Here is a 20,928-nt window from a genome sequence, read left to right on the forward strand (position 1 = left end):
GTATGAAGGCATCTGATTTAATTAGGATCATGCAATTTGGTGACTCGGCACTACCTATAGGTGCATTTACCTTTTCAAATGGCGTAGAGTCGGCAATACAAAAAGGCGTTGTGCACGATAAAGAAACGCTAAAGTCATTTGTCCGTACATCACTCAATGTTGCGGCCAGCTCTGATGGTATTGCGGTAGTTGCTGCCCATCGAGCCGTTATCGCGCAAGATAATGAAGCATTAATTAATATCGATTGGGCTGTGCACAATCGTAAATTAAATGAAGAAGCGAGAATAATGACGACCCGTATGGGAAAGAAACTCGCTGAGATCTCAGTACATATATTTGAAAACCAGCAAGTTGCTTGGTGGCTAGAACAAATTAAAAATGGCACAGCAGCAGGAACCCAGCCAGTGACACAGGCTATTGTAATGGCAGTTCAAGGAATAACAGAAAGAGATGTGGTGGTCATGCACCAATATGGTATTGCCATGACTATTTTGAGTGCGGCAATGCGCTTGATGCGTGTTACGCATTATGAAACACAACATATTCTGTTTGAATTGAATGAAGATATTGACATCTTTTGTGACATTGCATCATGTGGCGATATTCAACAAATGGCCTCGTATGTACCGGTGATTGATGTGCTGGCAGCAGTGCATACAAAATCGTTTGTTCGCTTGTTTATGAACTGATGATTAACTAAAAAATTTTGAGGAACAATGATGAAAAAAATGACTCGGATTGGTATCGGTGGGCCAGTAGGTTCAGGAAAAACAGCAATTATTGAAGTAATTACTCCGATCCTCATTGAGCGTGGAGTTAAACCGTTAATTATCACTAATGACATTGTGACCACTGAAGATGCGAAACAAGTTAAACGCACTTTAAAAGGAATTTTAGACGAAGAGAAAATTTTGGGTGTTGAAACAGGTGCATGTCCACATACAGCTGTTCGTGAAGACCCAAGTATGAACATTGCTGCGGTAGAAGATATGGAAGAGCGTTTTCCTGATAGCGATGTGATCATGATTGAAAGTGGTGGTGACAACCTAACATTAACGTTTAGTCCAGCATTGGCTGATTTTTACATCTATGTTATCGATGTGGCTGAAGGCGAAAAAATTCCACGTAAAAATGGTCCAGGGTTAGTACAGGCTGATATTTTAGTCATTAACAAAATTGACCTAGCCCCCTACGTTGGCGCGAGCCTTGAAGTGATGGAGCACGACACTAAAGTGGTTCGTGGTAATCGTCCATATGTGATGACGAACTGCAAAACTGGCGAAGGTGTTGTAGAACTGGTTGATATGATTATGGATAAATTCTTGTTTACCCATCAATCATCAAGGGGCTAAGTATGACTCAATTCAGGGCAGATATCGCAAATACACCATCACGTGTTCAAGCACATACACTCGGTAACAATGCACCTGAACTTGCCATCTATCAAGATGAGCCTAAACAAATGCAAAGCGGTGCAGTGGGTAAAAGTGGTTATCTCAAGCTAAGATTTGCACGAGGCGAATATCGCAGCGAACTAGTAGAGATGGAGCGGCGTGTTCCATCTCTGGTGCAAAAAGCACTCTATTGGGATGAAATGATGCCACAGTTACCTTGTGTCACCATGATTTCTACTTCAGGTTGTCTATTGCAGGGCGACCGCCAAGCGTTGGATATTATTGTTGAAAAGGAGGCGTGTGCTCATGTAACCACACAATCTGCAACGAAAGTGCATATGATGGAAGCAAACTATGCAACACAATTCCAAAATATTATCGTTGAAGAAGATGGTTATTTAGAGTATTTACCTGATCCAATTATACCTCATCGCAATTCACGCTTTATTACTGATACTCGGATTAATATTCATCCGAGTGCGACAATGATATATTCTGAAATATTGATGTCGGGGCGCAAATATCATCACCAAGATGAGCAATTTGGTTTTGATATTTTTTCTTCGCATATCAGAGCAGAATCTTCATCGAATAAAGAGCTATTTGTTGAGAAATATATTCTAGAGCCTAAAAAAGAACAATTAATGACCACTGCGGTGATGGATAAATTTGATACGTTTGGCAATGTTATTTTGCTAACACCCAAAATTCACCATAGTCGTATTTTAGAGCGTCTAGAAGCTATTTATGATACAGAGAATAATATTGCATTTGGGGCAACCCAATTACCTAATGATTGCGGTTTAATTTTTAAAGCATTGGGTGTTGATAGTCCAAAAGTGAAAGAGGCTGTTAGATATTTTTGGCAAATCGCACGTGAAGAAATACTGGGAATAACATTACAGAAGCCTTTTTTATGGCGTTAAAAAGTATACTCGCCATACTTTGTTTCATTAAGGAATGGTGACTGCGTTCTCTTACGTCAGTTATATAGTTTTTTATGCTGCTAGTGATCAGTTCGTTCGTCGCTTGGCTGCACCTAAAATTATTTAGAGTATATAAACTTATTTAGCTTATTAAGTTACAAAGATATTCGTCAAATAATGACAGGTAGGATCGTTGATTAACGATCCTACCTATACCTATGCCAAGGAATAGAAGGGACATTACGATGAACACTTCAACAATAAATAAAAATGCTTGGAATCAGCTCGCTGATAAAAATATTACAGTACAGTTTATTGATGTCACACTTCGCGGCTGTGCTCAAGTGATGTTTCAAAATAATCCATTAACTGGACTGCTATTTTTTATCGCGATCTTTATCGGAGCATTTTTAGAAAGCATGCCTGCTGTAGCCTTTGGCTGCCTATTAGGCACAGTGGTATCAACACTGACTGCGTATATCAGTAAGTTGGATACAAGCTCATTGCGTTCGGGGTTGTATGGTTATAATGGTTGTTTAGTTGGTGTGGCTTTACCTACTTTTTTAGAAAATACCCCTTTTGTTTGGTTATCGATTATTTTAGGTAGCATTGTTTCGGTGATCGCTACCATATCATTAATGGATTTCTTGAAAAATTGGAAAGTTGCTGCATTAACCGCTCCTTTTGTATTAGTTTCTTGGACTATCTTATTAGCGAGTTACAGTTTTTTAGGCATAAAAGGTGTTGCTTTACCTGCACCGGCGCTTCCACAACAATTTATTGAGCCAATTGGTAGTATTCCACACAGTGATATTGTTGCTGATATCTTCCGGGGCATTTCTGAGGTCTTTTTACTAAGTAGTGTGATTGTTGGTATTATTTTTGTGATTGGACTTGCCGTTAGCTCAATATGGGCTGCTGTGTTTGCTATTGTTGGTTCGCTATTAGCATTTATTATTGCCACGTTATTGAAAGGCGATTTTGTTAGCATCCATACTGGATTATATTCATTTAGTGCCGTTTTAACTGCAATTGCTTTAGGTTCAACATTTAATAAGCCGAGTTATCGAGTGGTAGTCTATGCTATCATCGGAGTTATCTTCACTGTTTTTGTTCAAGGTGCATTAGATATTATTCTGGAGCCGTTTGGTATACCTACATTAACCATGCCATTTGTTTTAGCATCATGGTTATTCTTAGTACCGAACCAAGATATTATGCCTGAACATAGGCAATCATAATTATACTCGTTATCTTTCGAGTTGCAGAGGAGGGCTACGCTCTGCTAGTCAGTTATTTAAGTTCTCTCCGACTATCTTTGCTGGTCACCTACCTGCAATTCGAATTATTGAGAGTATAAAATATAAATTTAGGTCATATCGATATGAAAAAGAATGCGATTTATAAATACATTCGAAATATGACGATGATAAGAACAACATTAGCATTGTTGCTATTGCTTGATGGGCTATTGATAATACTGCCTATCTTAGCGTCATATAATATTAATTTGTCCCCACAACACCATAATTTTGTTGATTGGTTACAGTCATTAGGTTTCATTAAATTACTGGATATCCCTCGGTTTGCTATCGGGGTCGTGTTGATTATTTTGGCATTACCTATTTATTTAGGTATCAGAATAGGATGGGTATTTAGTTGCTTTATGCTGTTTGTTCTCGTTCTCATTAACTTGCTCTTAGCGAGAGAGAATGTATTAACGGGAACGCTCTCACTGCTGATATTAATTGCATTGATTGCAAATTGGAAAATATTTCACCGTCATAGCTTATCAGGTGCAGGCTTTGTTGCTTTTGTCAGTTTGATTGCTTTACTGGGATATTCAGTATTTGGATCATTGTATCTTGGCGATCAATTCCAACCTCATATAACCGATATCTCTTCTGCGTTTTATTTTGCGCTAGTGTGTATGACAACCGTAGGATTCGGAGATATTGTTCCTATTAGTGTAGAAGCAAGGTTATTTACCATTTCTATTGTGATATTGGGTATCACAATTTTTACCACTTCTATTGTTTATTTTTTAGGAGTGTTTGCAAAGAGTACACAAGAAATTGTCAAAAAGAGATTATTCCGTATGAAAGATCATTATGTAATTGTCGGTGCTAGCCCTTTAGCGTTAAATACCTATCATGGATTAAAAAAGCGTGATTTAGATGTGATGGTGCTGTGTAAAGAAGAACACAAAAATAATTATCCAGATAATGCTCCAGTGATCACGACATCACAAATCAATAAGAAAAGTTTAAACCAAGTGAATTTAGCAGATGCTAAAGCATTATTTATACTTGGAGATTCAGATGCCGAAAATACGATTGCGATGCTGGCGGCTAAAGAGATCGTTGGTGCTAATATCAAAAGTGTTATGGTAGTCAATGATGATAATAACTACGAAAACTTGAAACTACTGCATGCTGATCTGTTGATCTCTTTATCATCGTTAGGTAGTGAAGTATTAATTAAAATGATTTTTGGTGAGAGTATCAATAGCCAAATAATTGAAAACATTATTTTCTCGAACAATATTCTAGATTCTTAGAAGATGAGTAGAAATCTGAATATGAGCAGTGGAATGACCACAGCTCATTATTTTATTTTGGTTCAAGTGAAATAATACAAAAATAAAAATGGTGAGCTAAATATGGATTCAATTATTATTATTTTCGTGCTTGTTTACATCGCGATGGCTTTTGGCACGTTCCCAGGAATAAAAATTGACCGCACGGGGGCGGCTGTTGCAGGCGCCTTGGCAATGATTGGTTTTGGTTTTATTACCCCACGAGCTTCTTGGGATTCTATTGATTATCAAGCAGTTGGATTACTGTTTGGTTTGATGGTGGTATCAGCTTCGTTCACCGTTTCTGGCTTTTATCATAAAGTCGCGAATGAAATGGCTATCCTCAAAATTAGTCCACCCAAGTTATTACTGGTCTTTATTATTGTTGGTGCTGTACTTGCTTCGGTATTGACTAATGATGTGGTGGTCGTAGCAATGACGCCATTGTTAATTTCAATCACATTAGCAAGAGGGCTGAATCCAATCCCATTTTTATTGGGCTTTTGTTTCGCAGCAAACAATGGGGCAGCAGGTTCATTGATTGGTAGTCCTAAAAATATGATAGTTGCGCAAGGCTTAGATCTTTCATTTATAGGCGTGCTGCATATTACCGCTATTCCTGTATTGCTTTCTTTACCTGTTGTTTGGTGTGCAATTAGCTTAATTTATCATAAAAATTGGTATTTACCTGAAAGTCAAAAAGCGTCGTTACCTCCTAAAACGCATACGGTGATCCCATTTAATCAATGGGAAACAGGTAAAGCAGCTATTGTGATTACCATTGTCATTATTGCGTTTTTGTTTACAGATTTACCTAGAGAGTTAGTGGCACTCTCTGCGGCTTGTTTTTTATTATTAAATAGGAAAATCGCCTCTAGTGACATGTTAAAACATGTTAATGGTGATTTGTTACTGTTAATTATGGGCCTATTTATTATTAATGCTGCATTTGCTAAGACTGGTGTTCCGCAGGAAATTTTGCATTATCTGCTAAATAAAGGTATCGATCTAAGTAGCCCTATTACGCTATTTTGGGTCTCAAGTATTATGAGTATCTTTATTGGTACAACACCAACCGTGATGCTGTTAATTCAATTCGTTTCCCCTGATGGTAACGCTGATCCACTAGGTGCAGCATTGATTTTTGGCGCTTGCTTTTCAAGTAATATTTTTGTTTTTGGTAGCCTTGCGGGCATTATTGCTGTCGATCAATCAGCCCAACATGGTATTAAAATTTCATTTTTAGAGTTTACAAAGTCAGGCGGTATTATTGCCTTAATCTGTATGTCGATTGCGACCGGTTGGATATTATTTAGCTAATAGTGACTATTGTTAGGTGTAAGGGGAAGGAAAGATGTTAGAAGTAAAAAATATATATATCACTCAGGGAGGGAATACACTCTGGAGCGATCTTTCTTTTTGCTTAGATAATAATGAGCGCTTAGGGCTTTCTGCACCAAGTGGCTTTGGCAAAACCACGTTAGGCCGAGTATTAGCGCAATGGCAAGCTCCTTCTAATGGTTTGATTTTATTTGAAGGGAAGGCATTACCGGCAACAGGTTATTGTCCAATACAATTAGTGCCTCAACATCCAGAGAAAAGTTTTAATCCATACAGAACTGTCGGCTCAAGTGTCAATGATGCATGGGAACCAAGCGCTGAATATCTTGAGCGTTTGTCAATTAAAGCGGAATGGTTAGAAAGACGTCCGAGTGAGCTTTCAGGGGGAGAACTTGCACGTATTGCTCTATTAAGAGCGCTAGATCCTCGCACTAAAATATTAATAGCCGATGAAATAACTGCTCAGCTTGATGCTCATTTACAAAAAGATATTTGGCAATTTCTGATTGAATTATCACAAGACAGGCCATTAGCGATGATTATTTTTAGTCATAATAAAATGCTGTTAGAAAAGGTATGTACGTCAGTTTGGGAAATATCTTCTACTTGAAGTAGAACAAGTATATTTTAAATTAAATAAATTGAGGTACTCAATATGGTAGCTTTTGATATAGCCTTAGTTGGTGCTGGTGGTGGGATCGGTTCATTATTGCGTTGGTGGGTTGGACGTTTAGTCGGTGAAAAATATCACGGTAAGTTTCCTTTATCGACCTTCATTATTAATGTATCAGGTGCTTTTATAATCGGCTTTTTAAGCAGTTATTTTTTGTTAGATTGGGATGACCGTTATGGTTCATTTCTACAATCAGCTATATTAACTGGCTTATTAGGTGGCTATACTACATTTAGTAGTATGCAGCTTGATGCGCTAAAACTGACGCAAACAAAACAAAAAATGTTAGCGTTGTTTTATTTATTGTTGTCAATTATTGCAGGTCTGATTGCTGCATTTTTTGGCGCATGGTTGATTAACTAAAGGATAAAAATATGAATATTGCAATCTTAGTTTTTATCGGTGGTGCTATTGGTGCAATTTTTCGTGAGCTATTAATGATTTCTGTACCGAAAATGGCAGACCAGTTTCCTTTAGATATCTTCATTGCCAATATTAGTGCTTCCTTTTTATTGGGTATTGTTGCAGGGTTACTCACCAGTAAACGCATTGGTCAATCAATGAATGCTTTTTTTGCCACTGGAGTGATGGGTGGATTATCTACTTTTTCTAGTTTTGTGTACGGTGCAGTAGAGATAATGAAATCCCCTCAATATTTATGGACCAGCATCGTATATTTAATATTGAGTGTCGTCGTTGGGTTTATTGTTATTTATTTCGGTTATATATTAGGTAGCAAGCAGTGCAAGAATAACCCTAGCCATAGCGTTTGATTTCAGAATAAGAGGTTACTTTAATGAGTATTCATAAAACGATTTGGAATGTTATTTCAGCTAAGCCATATCGTCTACAGCTATTTTTTGATTTATTATTATTAATCTTATCGCCAACTTTGTTTATTAGCATTATTGGTTTCGATACGAAGACGTTAAATATGGATATTTTGACCATCACGTTAATCATATTCTGCTATATCTACATTACTAATTGGTTTAGTCGGTGGTACTGTAAACGCATAAAAAACAACCTAAAGTAATTCGTTTAGAGACAATACACAATGATAGCCTCTATGTTGCAAGAGGCTTTTTAACCGTTGGTTTATTTGGTCGTCGATGGTTTTACTTTAACTTCACGGCCTTTGAGCAATTTTCTCACCCAAAAGCGGTTAGGGTGCAATGCGGCTAATGTTTCATCATCTAAAGGCAGTGGTTCATTAAAGATTTGTGCGGCGAGTAACTCACCACACAAAGGCGCGGTTGAAAGCCCTCGTGAGCCTAACGCCCCTAAGATAAAGAGATTAGGATAGGTTGGGGCGAGTACAATATTTGCCTGTTTTTCCATCTGTTCAGGTAAATTTTCATAAGCTGCCATTAATTGCGTAAAGTGAGGGATATTCCCCACTAGTGGCATATGGTCGCGGATCACACAGCGGATCCCTTGGCGAGCTTGTTGAGCAGAAACATCAACCTCTTCTGGCCAACTCACATCGGGCAAACTATTGAGCAGTTTTTGGCGATTATCTTGCTGGTCTACTTCACTGTATGCAAAATCTAAGTGGTTACGCTGGTAACTTGCCCCAATACAGTGCTGCTGGTTATTGGGATTTACTGGGGTTAAATAACCTTCATAGCATAATACATTGTTAAGTTGGCTTAATGATGGTGTCGTTGGGATATGACTCACTTGCCCTTTCACGGGGGTCACTGGAAGTTGTTGGGTTTGTTGAAACTGGGTAAGTAAATGACCATTAGCAATGACAACCGTTTGATGCAAATATTGTTGCTGTTTGCCGGAAACATTCGCTGATAAAGTCCACCCTTCCTCAGAATGCTGTAATTGCTCAACATCGTGATTAAAATGAAATTGAACGCCTTTTTCAGCGAGATAGCGCATAAGGCTTTCACATAATTGAGCGGGGCAAAGCCATCCTCCTTTAGCATAATGAATACCAGCATGGTTAACATCAAGACCTGCTAACTCGGTTAACTGCTCACGTGTCTTTGCAGCCGCGAACGCAGCAGGCCACTCAGTTTGCAGCATCGCATCAATCTTTTTGCGGCTTCTTTCATGGTAGGCTAGCTCAGAAACACCGCACCACTGGCTATCAAATGGGATCCCCGATTGGGAAAGATGACGATAAAAGCGGTGCGCATAAGGGAACGCACTGACGAAAAAACGCTCTAGAGGGTTATCACGCCCATTGAGAAGTGGGTAGACCGCCCCTTGGCGGTTGCCAGAAGCATTCTGTGCCACTTGTTGGTCTTTGCAATAGAGCGTGACGTTAGCACCGCGCTGATTTAAGGCATAGGCGGTGGTTAAACTGGCGAGACCTCCGCCTATGATAGCAACATCGGTTGGTATTGCAGCTGGCTGACGAGCGAACCAAGGTGTCATCATTTCGTCATGCTTATCCGTTAAGCTGCCTGTTAACATTTCCCGTTTACGACCAAAACCTTTAATTTTTTTGATAGTGAAACCCGCTTGTTGTAATCCGCGTTTCACAAAACCCGCAGAGGTAAAGGTCGCAAAAGTGCCTCCTTGGCGGGCAAATTTAGCCATTGCAGTGAACAGTTGTTCGCTCCACATTTGTGGGTTTTTAGAAGGTGCAAATCCATCTAAAAACCAAGCATCTATCTTATTGTTTAAATTGCTATTAAGTAGAGGTAATTGTTCATTTACGTCACCAAACCATAAATCAAGAATGATTTCCCCATTTTTTAAGATAATACGTTGGTTACCGGGTAGGGGATCAGGCCATTTTTCACAGAGCATTTGGGAGAGTGGATCTAGCTCAGGCCAACGGCTGTGGGCTGCTTTTAGGTCTTCTTGGCTGAGGGGGTATTTTTCAAAACTGATAAAGTGTAAGCGTTGTAGTTTTGCGTTGGGATGATTTTGCTTAAACTCTTCAAAACATTGGCATAAAGTAAGAAAGTTTAACCCAGTACCAAAGCCTGTTTCGGCAATAACACAGGTTTCAAAAGGATGTGTTTCAAAGCGCGTTGGAAATTGATTTCCTTGTAAAAAAACGTAGCGAGTTTCTTCAAGTCCATCTTGATTAGAAAAATAGACATCATCAAATTGTTCTGATACTGGCGTACCTTCATCATTCCAGCTAAGGCGGGCTGTTTGCACGGCTGACTTTTTCACACTTATGCCTGTTCTTATCCAAATAATCATTGAATTTTAGCGCCGAACAGGCATCAAGGCTACCTTTGAACAAAAATGTTATTATGTTCGATGAAAAAAAAATACAAATATTTACCCTGATCGGACTTGTTCAGCTTACAAGTGTAAGCTAAAGTGACAACCTGTAATCCCGTACTCACATTATTAAAAGACATGAGGTAATGAATGAAGCGTGCAGTCATCACTGGCCTGGGTATTGTTTCCAGTATTGGTAATAACCAGGAAGAAGTACTGGCTTCTCTGAAGGAAGGTCGTTCCGGGATCACTTTCTCAGAAGAATTCAAAGAGGCGGGGCTGCGTAGCCACGTCTGGGGTAATGTAAAAATGGATACTGACGGTCTGATTGATCGTAAGATCCGCCGTTTCATGAGTGATTGCTCAGTTTACGCCTATCTGTCTATGGAGCAGGCAATTAGTGATTCGGGTTTAACAGACGAACAAGTTTCGAATTTACGTACTGGTTTAGTGGTTGGTTCTGGCGGGGGCTCTCCGCGTAACCAAGTTGCTGGCTCTGATGGTATGCGTGCAAAAGGCCTTCGTGGTGTAGGCCCTTACATGGTTACACGAGCTATGGCATCTGGGATCTCAGCTTGCTTAGCAACACCTTTTAAAATTAAAGGGGTGAACTACTCAATCAGCTCTGCTTGCTCCACTTCTGCACACTGTATTGGTCATGCAGTTGAATTGATCCAGTTAGGTAAACAAGACGTTGTATTTGCAGGTGGCGGTGAAGAGTTGAGCTGGGAAATGACCTGTGAATTCGATGCAATGGGTGCATTGTCAACAAAATACAATGATACTCCAAGCAAAGCATCAAGAACCTACGATACTGACCGCGATGGTTTTGTTATTGCAGGTGGCGGTGGTATCGTGGTGGTTGAAGAGCTTGAGCACGCGCTCGCTCGTGGTGCCCATATCTACGCTGAAATTGTTGGTTATGGCGCAACGTCAGATGGTGCGGACATGGTTGCCCCTTCAGGTGAAGGTGCAGTACGTTGCATGCAAATGGCTATGCAAGGCATTGATGGTAAGGTTGATTACATCAATACACATGGTACTTCTACCCCTGTGGGGGATACGAAAGAGCTCGAAGCGATTCAAGAAGTATTTGGTAATGACTCACCCGCTATTTCTGCCACTAAGGCAATGACAGGGCACTCTTTAGGTGCTGCGGGTGTTCACGAAGCCATTTATAGCTTATTAATGTTAGAGCATGGCTTTATTGCACCAAGTATCAACGTCGAAAACTTAGACCCTAAAGCTCAAGGGCTGAATATTGTTACAAAACCGACAGAGCAAGCATTAGAGACAGTTATGTCTAACAGCTTTGGCTTTGGGGGGACTAACGCAACGTTAGTGATGAGCAAATATAAAGGCTAATTGGTCTTTCACGCTATCAAATTAAAAGCGAGAACCTCGATTCTCGCTTTTTTTATGGTCAATCACCGCCGCCGCCACCGCCACAATCTCCTCCACCTGAATCACCGCCTGAAAAGTGGCCACTATGATTATCGTCAGAACGACTTGTATGATGATGGCTGTCTGAATCACTGCTTGGTGATAAATAGGGCGGATGTGATGATGATGTATTTGACGGAAAACGGAACACATCTTTTTTAATATTAATCACTTTTGCTTTGTTATCCACTACGCCAATTGTAATGACACTGACATTCTTAGTGAGGCGTAGTACCAATTTGCCATCGCAATACAGATGGACTTTACCAACCGCCTTCGCTAATAGCTCACCATTATCTTTATACGTTATTGTGGCAGGGTACTCGCTACTGATTTGGTATAGCTTATTGAATACAGTCACAAATTGATTATGATGAAGTGGCTTAGGCTGCCATTTAAAAAAAGCTTGTAACAATTTAAGCATAACAAATAATGTCGTCTAAGAGTGCTCACTGAGTATAAATAGGTAAAGGGAACATTGGCTGACTTGCTGAATGTTTAACGCCTTGTACTAAATGCAATGTGATGCTCAGTAATAAAAAATGCCCCTAACTACCGGTCGGGGCAAAGTTTACAGAGAAATCGATGAGATAATATAAGCTTAATCCGAGAGGGTGGATGGTTGGTGTTGGCGCTTTTTACGTATTAATTTAATAATTGGTGGTAGAGCGAGAACAAGTACAGCCATTACCAGTAAGCATTGAGAAATCGAACTACTCCAAAGAATATCGAAATCACCATTACTGATAGATAAAGAGCGACGTAAATTTTGTTCCAACATCTCGCCAAGAACAAAGCCAAGGATCAACGGCGATAATGGGAAATTCATTTTCCGTAGGATATAGCCAAATATGCCAAGTCCCATCATGAGTAGTAAGTCGAATGTAGTACTGTGAACCGCGTATACTCCAACGGCTGATATGGTGGCGATTGTCGGTACTAAGAACCAAAGTGGCACAGAGAGCATGCGTGTGAATAGCCCAATTAATGGAATATTCATGATCAATAAAACGATATTGGCTATCAACAATGCCGCGACTAATCCCCACACAATATCCGGTTGTTCCGTGAACATGCCAGGACCTGGAGTAATGTTATACAGTGTTAATGCGCCCATCATAACGGCGGTCGTACCTGAACCGGGAACACCAAGGGTCAACATCGGGATAAATGAGCCACAGGCTGAAGCATTATTAGCGGCTTCCGGCGCTGCAACACCTCGTACATCACCGTTACCAAACTGGTTGTTAGCCCCACTGATTTTTTTCTCTGTCATATAGGTGATAGCACTGGCGATGGTAGCACCCGCGCCGGGGAGGACACCGACAAAAAAACCGATAAAAGAGGAGCGTAACGTAGGACCAGCACAAGCTTTAGCTTCTTTACGATTGAACAGCATACGGCCTGTTTTACGGATCAGCCCTTGGCCTGTTGCAGTTCCTTCTAACATCAATAGAATTTCACTAACGGAAAATAGCCCAATAACGAGCACAATAAATTGGATGCCATCCGATAAATTGACACTATTGAAAGTAAAGCGGTACTCACCAGAGTTTGCATCAACACCCACCGTGGCGAATGCGAGGCCAATTAATGCAGCCAGTAGGGATTTAACTGGGTTTTGGCTCATCATACTGCCAAGGCACGCGATGGCAAATACCATGAGCGCAAAGTATTCGGCGGGGCCGAACGCCAGCGCCCATTGTGCAAGTAATGGGGCGAATAGAATGATCCCGAAGATAGCGATGGTAGAGCCGATAAAGGAACTTACCGCTGAAATTGATAACGCCACCCCACCTTTACCCTGTTTTGCCATAGGGTAGCCATCAAGGGTTGTCATAATCGCGGCAGCATCACCGGGCACGTTTAATAAAATAGACGAGATTCGACCGCCATATTCACAGCCTAGGTAGACGGTTGCCAACAATATTAAAGCCGATTCAGCAGGCAGTTTAAGGGCAAAAGCGAGCGGTAAAAGTATTGCAACGCCGTTTACTGGCCCTAATCCAGGCAACATACCGACAACCGTACCAATAAAGCAACCGATAAGTGCGATCACTAGGTTTTGTGGAATTAGTGCCACTTCAAAGCCTTGTGAAAGGTACATCCAAGTTTCCATGGCTATCTCCTTAATTAAACAAGTTGCCAATTGGCAAAGTGACATCCAGTAGCTTGTCGAAAGCATAAAAAAGCGTGATACCTAATACTGGGCCGGAAATGATGGCAGCAATAGGTGTCGCGCCAAACAGCAACGCAATACTGATAGTCAATAGAGAGGTCGATAACGGGAAGCCTAGCCACTCAAATACCCAAGCATAGATAACCAATGAAAGGATGAGTAATACTAAGCGACGTAACACATATGCCTTAGGCCATTCAATCGCTTCTTGTTTACCAACAAGTAAGATGAATGCGCATAAAGCCATTAACGAAAGTATGGCTATCGGAAAAGGGCGGGGGCCAAGTGGTTCATAGGCGTATTCACTTTGTATCCCCCAGCCAATATAGAGGCCGATACCACACAATATTAGCCAGACAATGGCGAATATGCGTTGGCTCATTATTGGCCTCCGTTATTTCGCTAAGCCAAATGAACGAGCTTGTTCGCGGTATTGCTCGATCTCTTTTTTGACATAACTATCCAGCTCTTGACCTGTTAAGTTATATTCAAATAACCCGCGTAGCTCACGTTGTTTCTTGAACTCATCGGTTTGTTGGAGTTTTTTGAAGGCTTCAACCCATTGATTATAATCTTCATCTGAGACTTTTGGCCCCATATAGAAACCACGAATAATCGGCCACTCAATGTCGTAACCTTGTTCTTTCGCTGTTGGAATATTTTCAAGGCCATCACCAAGGCGCTTATCGGAATAAACGGCTAATACACGCACTTTCCCATCATTAAGGTAAGGAGCCATTTCACTCATATCACCCGACATGACTTGGATGTGATTACCTAACAGTGCAGTTAAAGTTTCGCCACCGCCTTCAAAGGCCACATAGCGCATTTTGCGCGGATCCACATCAATCTGTTTCGCGAGTAATGCCGTCTTCATCCAATCTTGGCTACCTACCGATCCACCAGCACCAAAGACGATACTGTTAGGGTCTTTTTTGAATGCTTCCATCAGATCTTTTAGATTTTTATAAGGAGAGTCTTCACGAACAGCTATCATGCCGTAATCACTTCCCACACTGGCGAGCCAACGTACATCATTTTCGTTGTAACGACCAAATTTCCCTTGCGCTAGGTTAAGCAGTGAGCCGCCTGAGAAAGCAACGATTGTGCCAGCTTCGGCTGGGCGTTGTGCAACGATGGCATTATAAGCCACCGCGCCAATACCACCAGGCATATAGGTAACACGCATGGGTTTTTCAATTTCTTTGGTTTCGAGTAGGGAAACTTGCACTAACTTACAGGTTAAATCAAATCCACCGCCGGGTTTTGCTGGTGCAATACATTCAGTACGCTCAGGTAGAGCCGCAGCTTGGTTAAGACCAGCAAAGAAAAGGGCAGCAGCGAGTGTCGCTAATGATATTTTTTTCATTCTTTATTTCCTCACAAAAAAGCAGACAAAAAGAGATGTCATTGTTGTTTTTCTAATCATCATCATTGGCTCATAAAGCTTTCATTTACCTTTCATTAACAAATGAAGTTGTTTTTTTGTGATGAATATCAGATTGTTTATTATTAGTAGTTTTAACTTGTTAATTTAATGTTAATTTGTATTCATATAATATTCTTGTGAGCCACCTTGAAAATATTGTGCTTAAGTATTTTATTTCTCAGGGGTTAATGCGAACGTATACTCAGTATTGAATGAATTGAGAGCATACAAATGAGAATATTATTGGTTGAGGATCATGACGAGTTGTCGTTATGGTTACAAAAAGCGCTTAGTTCGACCGGCTTTGCTGTCGATATTGCGAGTGATGGCGCGATTGCTGATCAATTATTACAAACAGAAAGCTACTCATTAGTGGTATTAGATGTGTCGTTGCCAAGGCTCAGCGGGTTAGAAGTACTTGCCCAAATGAGAAAACGGGGTCAAGAGATCCCCGTGTTGTTGTTAACGGCAAACTCAGATGTCTCAGATAGGGTCAAAGGGTTAAATGCAGGGGCAGATGATTATCTCACTAAACCGTTTGATTTAGCGGAATTAGAAGCTCGGATCAGAGCATTATTACGGCGGAGCCAAGGGCAGGTGAATGAGCCACAACGTTTTGGTTCACTTTGCTACCATGAAGAAGGCTATTTCTTAGTGGATAAAGAGCCGCTGGCCTTAACACCAAGAGAATTCGCAGTACTTAATACATTATTTCATCGTCGTGGGCGGCCTGTCTCAAAGACACAATTATTCGAACAGGTTTTTTCATTGTCCGATGAAGCTAACTTACAGAGTATTGAATTGTATGTGCATCGAGTAAGAAAAAAACTCACAGGAACCGATGTCAATATCAATACGCTTCGCGGATTAGGATACCGATTAGAGCAGTGTAGTGTATGAAATTAGTCTCTCATCCACGCTCTCTCTTTCATCAGTTACTGCTCTTTTTCGGTATCCCCCTCATTATGTTGGGGGGATTCTCCGTTTATACTCACTATTACAGTGCCAAAAACGCGGCAAATCAGGCCTATGACCGGACATTATTGGCTTCGGCTCGTACTGTTGCCGAGCGGCTAAAGGTTGAAAAAGGTCATTTGATTGTTGATGTTCCTTATGTCGTTTTAGACAGTTTCGAACGAAATATTAATGACCGATTGTTTTACCAAGTGATTGCGCCTAATGGTGAAACGATTTCTGGCTATGATGACCTACCTGAAATCCCCCCAAATTGGATGCGCTCTCAGTACTATACGGCGCTGGTCTATTTTTATGATGCCGAATATAAAGGTTTGCCTATCCGTGTGGCCACGTTTTATCAACCGATAAATGAAGGTGGCATGATGGGAATGGTGCAAATTCGCGTTGCTGAAACAGTCTCTTCGCGGCATGAGTTTGCTCGTCAACTATTAATATCCTCATTAATGAGCCAAGGTACTGTCGTGTTCCTGACATTAGTGCTGGCCTATTTATTACTGAGTAAGCTATTAACGCCGTTGAAAAAGTTATCTCAGTTAATGATGGGGCGCTCTGCTAATGATCTCACACCTATTCCTGATATTCTGCCATGGTCTGAATTATCGCCACTCGTGGACGCCCTGAACCGCTATATTGAAAGGCTAAAACGGATGGTTAAACGCCAAGAGCGCTTTAGTGCCGACGCTTCTCATCAATTGAAAACACCTTTAACGGTACTTAAAACCCAAGTGTCGGTTGCCCTGAATAGTACAAATGAAGTTCAGCGGCAGCAAAGTCTGCATGCGATTAATAAAACCCTCGACAGTACGATTGTCTTAACTGATAGGTTATTGCAACTCGCGCGTTTAAAAGCGCATGAGAAAGAGGCTATTCGTCACTATCGCGCGATTAATTTAGTGGAGTTAGTCCAACAGGCTTGTTTTACACGATTGGGGCAAGCCGAAAGTAAAGGAATTGACCTTGGTTATGAAGGACAAGAGCAATCATGGATTAAAGGTGAGCCTATTTTATTGGCAGAAATGTGTGCGAACTTAATCGATAATGCCATTAAATATACCCCTGATAACGGCATTGTAACGGTACGGATATTATTAAGTGAAAACAAACAGCATACCATATTAGAAGTTGAAGATTCAGGACCCGGTATCCCCGATAAAAAAATCAGTCGCTCAATGGAAGCATTTACACGCTTAAATAATGCATTAGCCATGGAAGGATCAGGTCTCGGGCTTGCGTTAGTGAAAGATATTGCGATTTATCATGGTACCGACCTGCAATTATTGAAGGGAAGAGAACTTGGTGGTTTGTTGGCAAAGGTGGTGTTTCAAACTAGCCAGTGATAAGTCAGATGAGGGTATTAATATAATCAACATTAGCACCCTCATTGCTGTAATTAACTTATTTATTCGTATTTTTGTTATCAAAATAATCTTGTACACGTGTTTTGATAGCTTCACGTTGTACATCTGTTAGCGTATTAAACATGGTGACATTATCCGTATCTTTATTGAGAATTAATGCATAGTAATAAGCTTCATTGGTATTTCCGTTTAGGATATGTGACTCATAAAGTTTTTCTAAAGCAATTTCAGGTTCATATTTTAATAAATATTGATACATCTCAATTGCCTTATCTAGATCTCGTGGCATATCGTAAAAGCCTTCGAAATAGATATCAGCAATGCCGATTATATGTTCAGTAGGAAGAGTAAGCTCATTGATAATCTTCTCATCAGCACTTTCCCTCATATTGAGATATTTTTTGAGATATTGAGTAGTACGCTTAAGATTTTCATGATTGACATCAAGGTGAGCATAATAAAAATTATATAGATATTTAGCTGCTCTGATATCACCTTTTTCATAAGCCTTTTGAGCATAATCTAGAGCCTTTTGGGGATTTTGGGTTGTGTAATATTCTGACAATAACATGAGAACATCATCACGATTTTTAGACTGTGACTCCAATAATTCTACATACGCTTTCTCATTTATCGGGCGACGGAATATATAACTATACTGTTCGGTTCCATCTCTATAGGCAGTAAGTAAAGAGTTAAATGCAAGATCTGAAATGATAGGATCGCTTGAGCCTAATCCCTCATGTAGAAATTGAATCATAGACTGGTAGAGTTCAGGGTTTGCAGCGACTTTTTTATTATTTACAGCTAAAGACGCAAAGTGTACTTTAGAATATAAGTCATTTTTCAAGGTTCCCGCTGAGTACAATTCACGCTTTTTGCCATCATTCGTAATGATTTTATCAAGCGCAGGAATAATGATATTTAAATCTTTTTTATCAAGTAATTTGTTATACCAATAGGCCGCAGCAGTATGTTGTTGTTGCTCAATATACCAATGAGAAAGTTTTAATGTCGCATTAATATCATTATTTAAAGCCGGTAATACCAGTGTATTATAGCGAAGCAGTTCATCTTCCTGACAACATGCGAGAGGGTATTGTTTTAGCCACGAAATAGCTTCATACCAATTAGGTTCTGCGATCCAGCGATTTTTTTTATAATCATAAATACCATTTTGCAATGACCTAATATATGTGTAAGCAGATTCTTGATGGCCTTGTTCTCCTGCGGTTTTAAAAAATTGCCTCGCTTTTAAATGATCAATGCTGGCGCCCCGACCATATGTGTGTGCAACGCCTAGTTGATAATTAGTGGTGGCATCTTTATCTTTTAATGTATATTTCTCATCAAACTTATCCATTTCAGCGAGATAGCGCTCACCATCTTTACCTGATTTCTTCAATAATTCACGCGCTTTCGTTCGGTTCGCATTAACAAGGTGTAACCCATATAAATAATTTAAGCCTAAGGTGAGAGCAGCAGATTGATTCCCAGAGGCGATCTGCTTGCTATAATAGCTCATGATTTTAGCTCTGTTTTTTTCGAGCTGACCTTCATCCTCATAATAGGACCATAATTCATGTAATGCTTTAGCACTACCTAAGTTTGCTGCTTGATCTAGATATTTAAGCCACTTAACATTGTCTTCTTTTTGCCCATATTTACCAAATCGATAGACATCGGCTAGCCTGTGGGCGGCTTCGGCATCATTATTGTTGTATTGATTGAGTAGCTCATTGAATTTTTGTTGTTCTTTTTCAATAAGCTTCATATCAGATTCATAATTAAGAAATTCATAATTATCCGGTGTAATATGAATGCGCTTATAATATTTAAGTGCTTTTAAATAGTCTTTTTCGACGCCAAATTTACCATATTGGTAGCGATAACCAAGTTCGGCTAAACAGCGGTTACTTCCTTGGTCAGCGCATTTATTGTGCCACATCCAACGATCATCATTCGTTATCCCCGTGAGTTGGTCAAATCTATTATCATCAAAAAGAGTTCCGGGTAGACGGTCATCATCGACTTTACCATGAATAATAAACAGCATTGCATCAATGGAACCCAGTTCTGCGGCTGTAATTATGTCTTGATAATGTAATGCTAACGCCTTGTCATCAATTGTATTCTTGATGCTCATACGGTTAACATTCGCTATGGCATATTTAAACTTTGCGTCAGGGTTTTGCTTTAATAGAGGTTGAATAGCTGATTTTACTTGCTCATTATTAAGTGACTGTTCAACAAGAAATTGAATTGTTCCAGGATAGTCAAGAAAGTGTTTAAAGAGCAAGTTATAAGCGTTTTGACGCTCTATTGTGGTGAGATAATGATATTTTTGATCCGCTTTTAAAGTTGATAAAATAAGGTAGGCGGCTTGTTCTTTTTCGTGTTTTTCATATTTTATTAGCGCTAATGCATGATGTATATTCGCATCAGTAAAATAATGACTTGCTTTATTGTATAAGGAAAAAGCATATTCTCTATTATTAATCGGATCTTGTTCTAAAAGGTAGTCTGCATAGTAATGCGCTAAGCTATAATCTGGAAACAAGGCGGACTTATTTCTTTCAACACTTTCTCTGAGTATATCCATAACGAAATCTTTTCCAATTTCATCGGATACATCAAATTGAAAATAGAGTCGTGCTAATGCATATTGACTATCTTGTACTAATTTATCATTCGTAATATTTTCTTGTAAAAGACTGATCGCCTTTTTTAAATTTTGCTCTGTACCTAGCGCTAGAGCGTACTTTTTTGCGAGATCATAGTTGATTTCTGCTGATGGTGAGATTTCACTAGCTTTTTGAATTAGTTCAAATGATTTTTCAGGATTATAAAAATGCTTTCTATAGTCTGCATAGAGGTTTCCTACAGTGATCAGTGTTTTTGGAGAATTCGGATATTTTTCTAGCAGCATATTGATATATTTTTTGGCTTGACTATCAAGATACTTCCCTGGTGCATTATAAAGGTTGGTTGATTGGTCAATCATTTCGATTAATGCATCTTGATGCCCAAGTTCGGCAGCTAGCTGAAGGTATTTTTGAGCCTGCAATTGATCGGGTTTTAAACTTTTTCCATATTTGTCACCATTATAGATTTGATACAGTAAATAAGCTTTTTTTGCATAATGATCGTCAACAATCATTGAAAAAATAGTAGGGAGATTAACCGTTGATGATAAGTCATTATTGGCACTTTCGGTCAGTGATATTAAATCCTTTTGGGGGGCATCGGATTGAGAAAATGCATAACTAGGTGATAGTGGTGATATCTGACTTATTGATGGAATAAAACTTAGGCTTATCAATGCAGTTAAAAGCACAGTCGGTGTTATCAGTGGCTTAATATTAGGGAGCATGGTTATCCTTTTTCATATTCATCATAAATCAAGTTGTACTATTATTTTAAACGCG

18 protein-coding genes are annotated in these 20,928 nt (G+C 39.8%); 12 read left to right on the forward strand and 6 right to left on the reverse strand.

Features of this window, described 5'->3' with window-relative positions:
* Positions 1-2 precede the first annotated feature (2 nt).
* The 9 genes from PR833_RS00840 to PR833_RS00880 all read left to right on the forward strand — a co-directional run bounded on the left by PR833_RS00840 (position 3) and on the right by PR833_RS00880 (position 7,685).
* Complete coding sequence (locus tag PR833_RS00840) at positions 3-689, forward strand: urease accessory protein UreF (protein ID WP_053110482.1); 687 nt, start codon at positions 3-5, stop codon at positions 687-689.
* 30 nt (positions 690-719) lie between these two features.
* Complete coding sequence (ureG, locus tag PR833_RS00845) at positions 720-1,352, forward strand: urease accessory protein UreG (RefSeq protein ID WP_053110480.1); 633 nt, start codon at positions 720-722, stop codon at positions 1,350-1,352.
* Between the two features lie 2 nt (positions 1,353-1,354).
* Positions 1,355-2,320, forward strand: a complete 966-nt coding sequence (locus tag PR833_RS00850; RefSeq protein ID WP_053110478.1) for an urease accessory protein UreD — start codon at positions 1,355-1,357, stop codon at positions 2,318-2,320.
* Positions 2,321-2,565: 245 nt separating this feature from the next.
* Entirely contained in the window at positions 2,566-3,561 is a 996-nt protein-coding gene (gene yut / locus PR833_RS00855; protein WP_053110476.1) for an urea transporter, read from the forward strand.
* 143 nt (positions 3,562-3,704) lie between these two features.
* On the forward strand, positions 3,705-4,880 hold the full coding sequence (locus PR833_RS00860) for an ion channel (RefSeq protein ID WP_053110474.1): 1,176 nt from the start codon (positions 3,705-3,707) through the stop codon (positions 4,878-4,880).
* Between the two features lie 102 nt (positions 4,881-4,982).
* Positions 4,983-6,218 (forward strand): SLC13 family permease, encoded by a 1,236-nt coding sequence (locus tag PR833_RS00865; protein ID WP_053110472.1) that lies wholly within the window; start codon positions 4,983-4,985, stop codon positions 6,216-6,218.
* 34 nt (positions 6,219-6,252) lie between these two features.
* Positions 6,253-6,849, forward strand: a complete 597-nt coding sequence (locus PR833_RS00870) for an ATP-binding cassette domain-containing protein (RefSeq protein WP_053110471.1) — start codon at positions 6,253-6,255, stop codon at positions 6,847-6,849.
* Between the two features lie 45 nt (positions 6,850-6,894).
* The gene (crcB, locus tag PR833_RS00875) at positions 6,895-7,275 is read left to right on the forward strand and encodes a fluoride efflux transporter CrcB (protein ID WP_053110469.1); all 381 of its coding nucleotides are present in this window, start codon (positions 6,895-6,897) and stop codon (positions 7,273-7,275) included.
* Positions 7,276-7,286: 11 nt separating this feature from the next.
* Positions 7,287-7,685 (forward strand): CrcB family protein, encoded by a 399-nt coding sequence (locus PR833_RS00880; RefSeq protein WP_272525821.1) that lies wholly within the window; start codon positions 7,287-7,289, stop codon positions 7,683-7,685.
* 325 nt (positions 7,686-8,010) lie between these two features.
* On the opposite strand, the gene mnmC is transcribed toward PR833_RS00880, so the two are convergent.
* A complete protein-coding gene (gene mnmC / locus PR833_RS00885; protein WP_272525822.1) occupies positions 8,011-10,059 on the reverse strand; it encodes a bifunctional tRNA (5-methylaminomethyl-2-thiouridine)(34)-methyltransferase MnmD/FAD-dependent 5-carboxymethylaminomethyl-2-thiouridine(34) oxidoreductase MnmC in 2,049 nt (682 codons plus the stop codon).
* Between the two features lie 204 nt (positions 10,060-10,263).
* Here mnmC and fabB point away from each other — a divergent pair, with 204 nt between their 5' ends.
* On the forward strand, positions 10,264-11,478 hold the full coding sequence (fabB, locus tag PR833_RS00890; RefSeq protein WP_004921214.1) for a beta-ketoacyl-ACP synthase I: 1,215 nt from the start codon (positions 10,264-10,266) through the stop codon (positions 11,476-11,478).
* Positions 11,479-11,536: 58 nt separating this feature from the next.
* Here the strand turns inward: fabB and PR833_RS00895 are convergent, their stop codons facing one another.
* The 4 genes from PR833_RS00895 to PR833_RS00910 form a co-directional block, all read right to left on the reverse strand.
* On the reverse strand, positions 11,537-11,980 hold the full coding sequence (locus PR833_RS00895) for a hypothetical protein (protein ID WP_004921211.1): 444 nt from the start codon (positions 11,978-11,980) through the stop codon (positions 11,537-11,539).
* 177 nt (positions 11,981-12,157) lie between these two features.
* Positions 12,158-13,675 carry a tripartite tricarboxylate transporter permease gene (locus tag PR833_RS00900; protein ID WP_004921210.1) on the reverse strand — a complete coding sequence of 506 codons (1,518 nt, stop codon included), beginning with the start codon at positions 13,673-13,675 and terminating at the stop codon, positions 12,158-12,160.
* Between the two features lie 10 nt (positions 13,676-13,685).
* On the reverse strand, positions 13,686-14,117 hold the full coding sequence (locus PR833_RS00905; RefSeq protein WP_004921207.1) for a tripartite tricarboxylate transporter TctB family protein: 432 nt from the start codon (positions 14,115-14,117) through the stop codon (positions 13,686-13,688).
* Positions 14,118-14,129: 12 nt separating this feature from the next.
* Entirely contained in the window at positions 14,130-15,104 is a 975-nt protein-coding gene (locus tag PR833_RS00910; protein ID WP_163885680.1) for a Bug family tripartite tricarboxylate transporter substrate binding protein, read from the reverse strand.
* A 291-nt stretch (positions 15,105-15,395) separates the two neighbouring features.
* On the opposite strand from PR833_RS00910, the gene tctD reads away from it, so the two are divergent.
* Both tctD and PR833_RS00920 read left to right on the forward strand, forming a co-directional pair.
* A complete protein-coding gene (gene tctD / locus PR833_RS00915) occupies positions 15,396-16,064 on the forward strand; it encodes a transcriptional regulator TctD (RefSeq protein ID WP_004921202.1) in 669 nt (222 codons plus the stop codon).
* A complete protein-coding gene (locus PR833_RS00920; protein WP_249890805.1) occupies positions 16,061-17,479 on the forward strand; it encodes a sensor histidine kinase in 1,419 nt (472 codons plus the stop codon). Before tctD ends, PR833_RS00920 begins: the two co-directional genes overlap by 4 nt.
* A gap of 58 nt (positions 17,480-17,537) precedes the next feature.
* Here PR833_RS00920 and PR833_RS00925 read toward each other — a convergent pair whose 3' ends face one another.
* Entirely contained in the window at positions 17,538-20,873 is a 3,336-nt protein-coding gene (locus PR833_RS00925) for an SEL1-like repeat protein (protein WP_272525823.1), read from the reverse strand.
* Positions 20,874-20,928 lie beyond the last annotated feature (55 nt).

The organism is Providencia sp. PROV189 (assembly GCF_028480065.1).
Classification (GTDB): Bacteria; Pseudomonadota; Gammaproteobacteria; order Enterobacterales; family Enterobacteriaceae; genus Providencia; species Providencia stuartii.

Excerpts from the sequence above, each read along its gene's own strand:
- fabB (WP_004921214.1), top strand. The coding sequence starts at position 10,264 with ATGAAGCGTGCAGTCATCACTGGCCTGGGTATTGTTTCCAGTATTGGT.
- PR833_RS00865 (WP_053110472.1), top strand. The coding sequence starts at position 4,983 with ATGGATTCAATTATTATTATTTTCGTGCTTGTTTACATCGCGATGGCT.
- PR833_RS00870 (WP_053110471.1), top strand. The coding sequence starts at position 6,253 with ATGTTAGAAGTAAAAAATATATATATCACTCAGGGAGGGAATACACTC.
- tctD (WP_004921202.1), top strand. The coding sequence starts at position 15,396 with ATGAGAATATTATTGGTTGAGGATCATGACGAGTTGTCGTTATGGTTA.
- PR833_RS00905 (WP_004921207.1), bottom strand. The coding sequence starts at position 14,117 with ATGAGCCAACGCATATTCGCCATTGTCTGGCTAATATTGTGTGGTATC.
- PR833_RS00840 (WP_053110482.1), top strand. The coding sequence starts at position 3 with ATGAAGGCATCTGATTTAATTAGGATCATGCAATTTGGTGACTCGGCA.
- PR833_RS00925 (WP_272525823.1), bottom strand. The coding sequence starts at position 20,873 with ATGCTCCCTAATATTAAGCCACTGATAACACCGACTGTGCTTTTAACT.
- PR833_RS00895 (WP_004921211.1), bottom strand. The coding sequence starts at position 11,980 with ATGCTTAAATTGTTACAAGCTTTTTTTAAATGGCAGCCTAAGCCACTT.
- PR833_RS00910 (WP_163885680.1), bottom strand. The coding sequence starts at position 15,104 with ATGAAAAAAATATCATTAGCGACACTCGCTGCTGCCCTTTTCTTTGCT.
- crcB (WP_053110469.1), top strand. The coding sequence starts at position 6,895 with ATGGTAGCTTTTGATATAGCCTTAGTTGGTGCTGGTGGTGGGATCGGT.
- PR833_RS00850 (WP_053110478.1), top strand. The coding sequence starts at position 1,355 with ATGACTCAATTCAGGGCAGATATCGCAAATACACCATCACGTGTTCAA.
- PR833_RS00920 (WP_249890805.1), top strand. The coding sequence starts at position 16,061 with ATGAAATTAGTCTCTCATCCACGCTCTCTCTTTCATCAGTTACTGCTC.
- ureG (WP_053110480.1), top strand. The coding sequence starts at position 720 with ATGAAAAAAATGACTCGGATTGGTATCGGTGGGCCAGTAGGTTCAGGA.
- PR833_RS00900 (WP_004921210.1), bottom strand. The coding sequence starts at position 13,675 with ATGGAAACTTGGATGTACCTTTCACAAGGCTTTGAAGTGGCACTAATT.
- yut (WP_053110476.1), top strand. The coding sequence starts at position 2,566 with ATGAACACTTCAACAATAAATAAAAATGCTTGGAATCAGCTCGCTGAT.
- PR833_RS00860 (WP_053110474.1), top strand. The coding sequence starts at position 3,705 with ATGAAAAAGAATGCGATTTATAAATACATTCGAAATATGACGATGATA.
- PR833_RS00880 (WP_272525821.1), top strand. The coding sequence starts at position 7,287 with ATGAATATTGCAATCTTAGTTTTTATCGGTGGTGCTATTGGTGCAATT.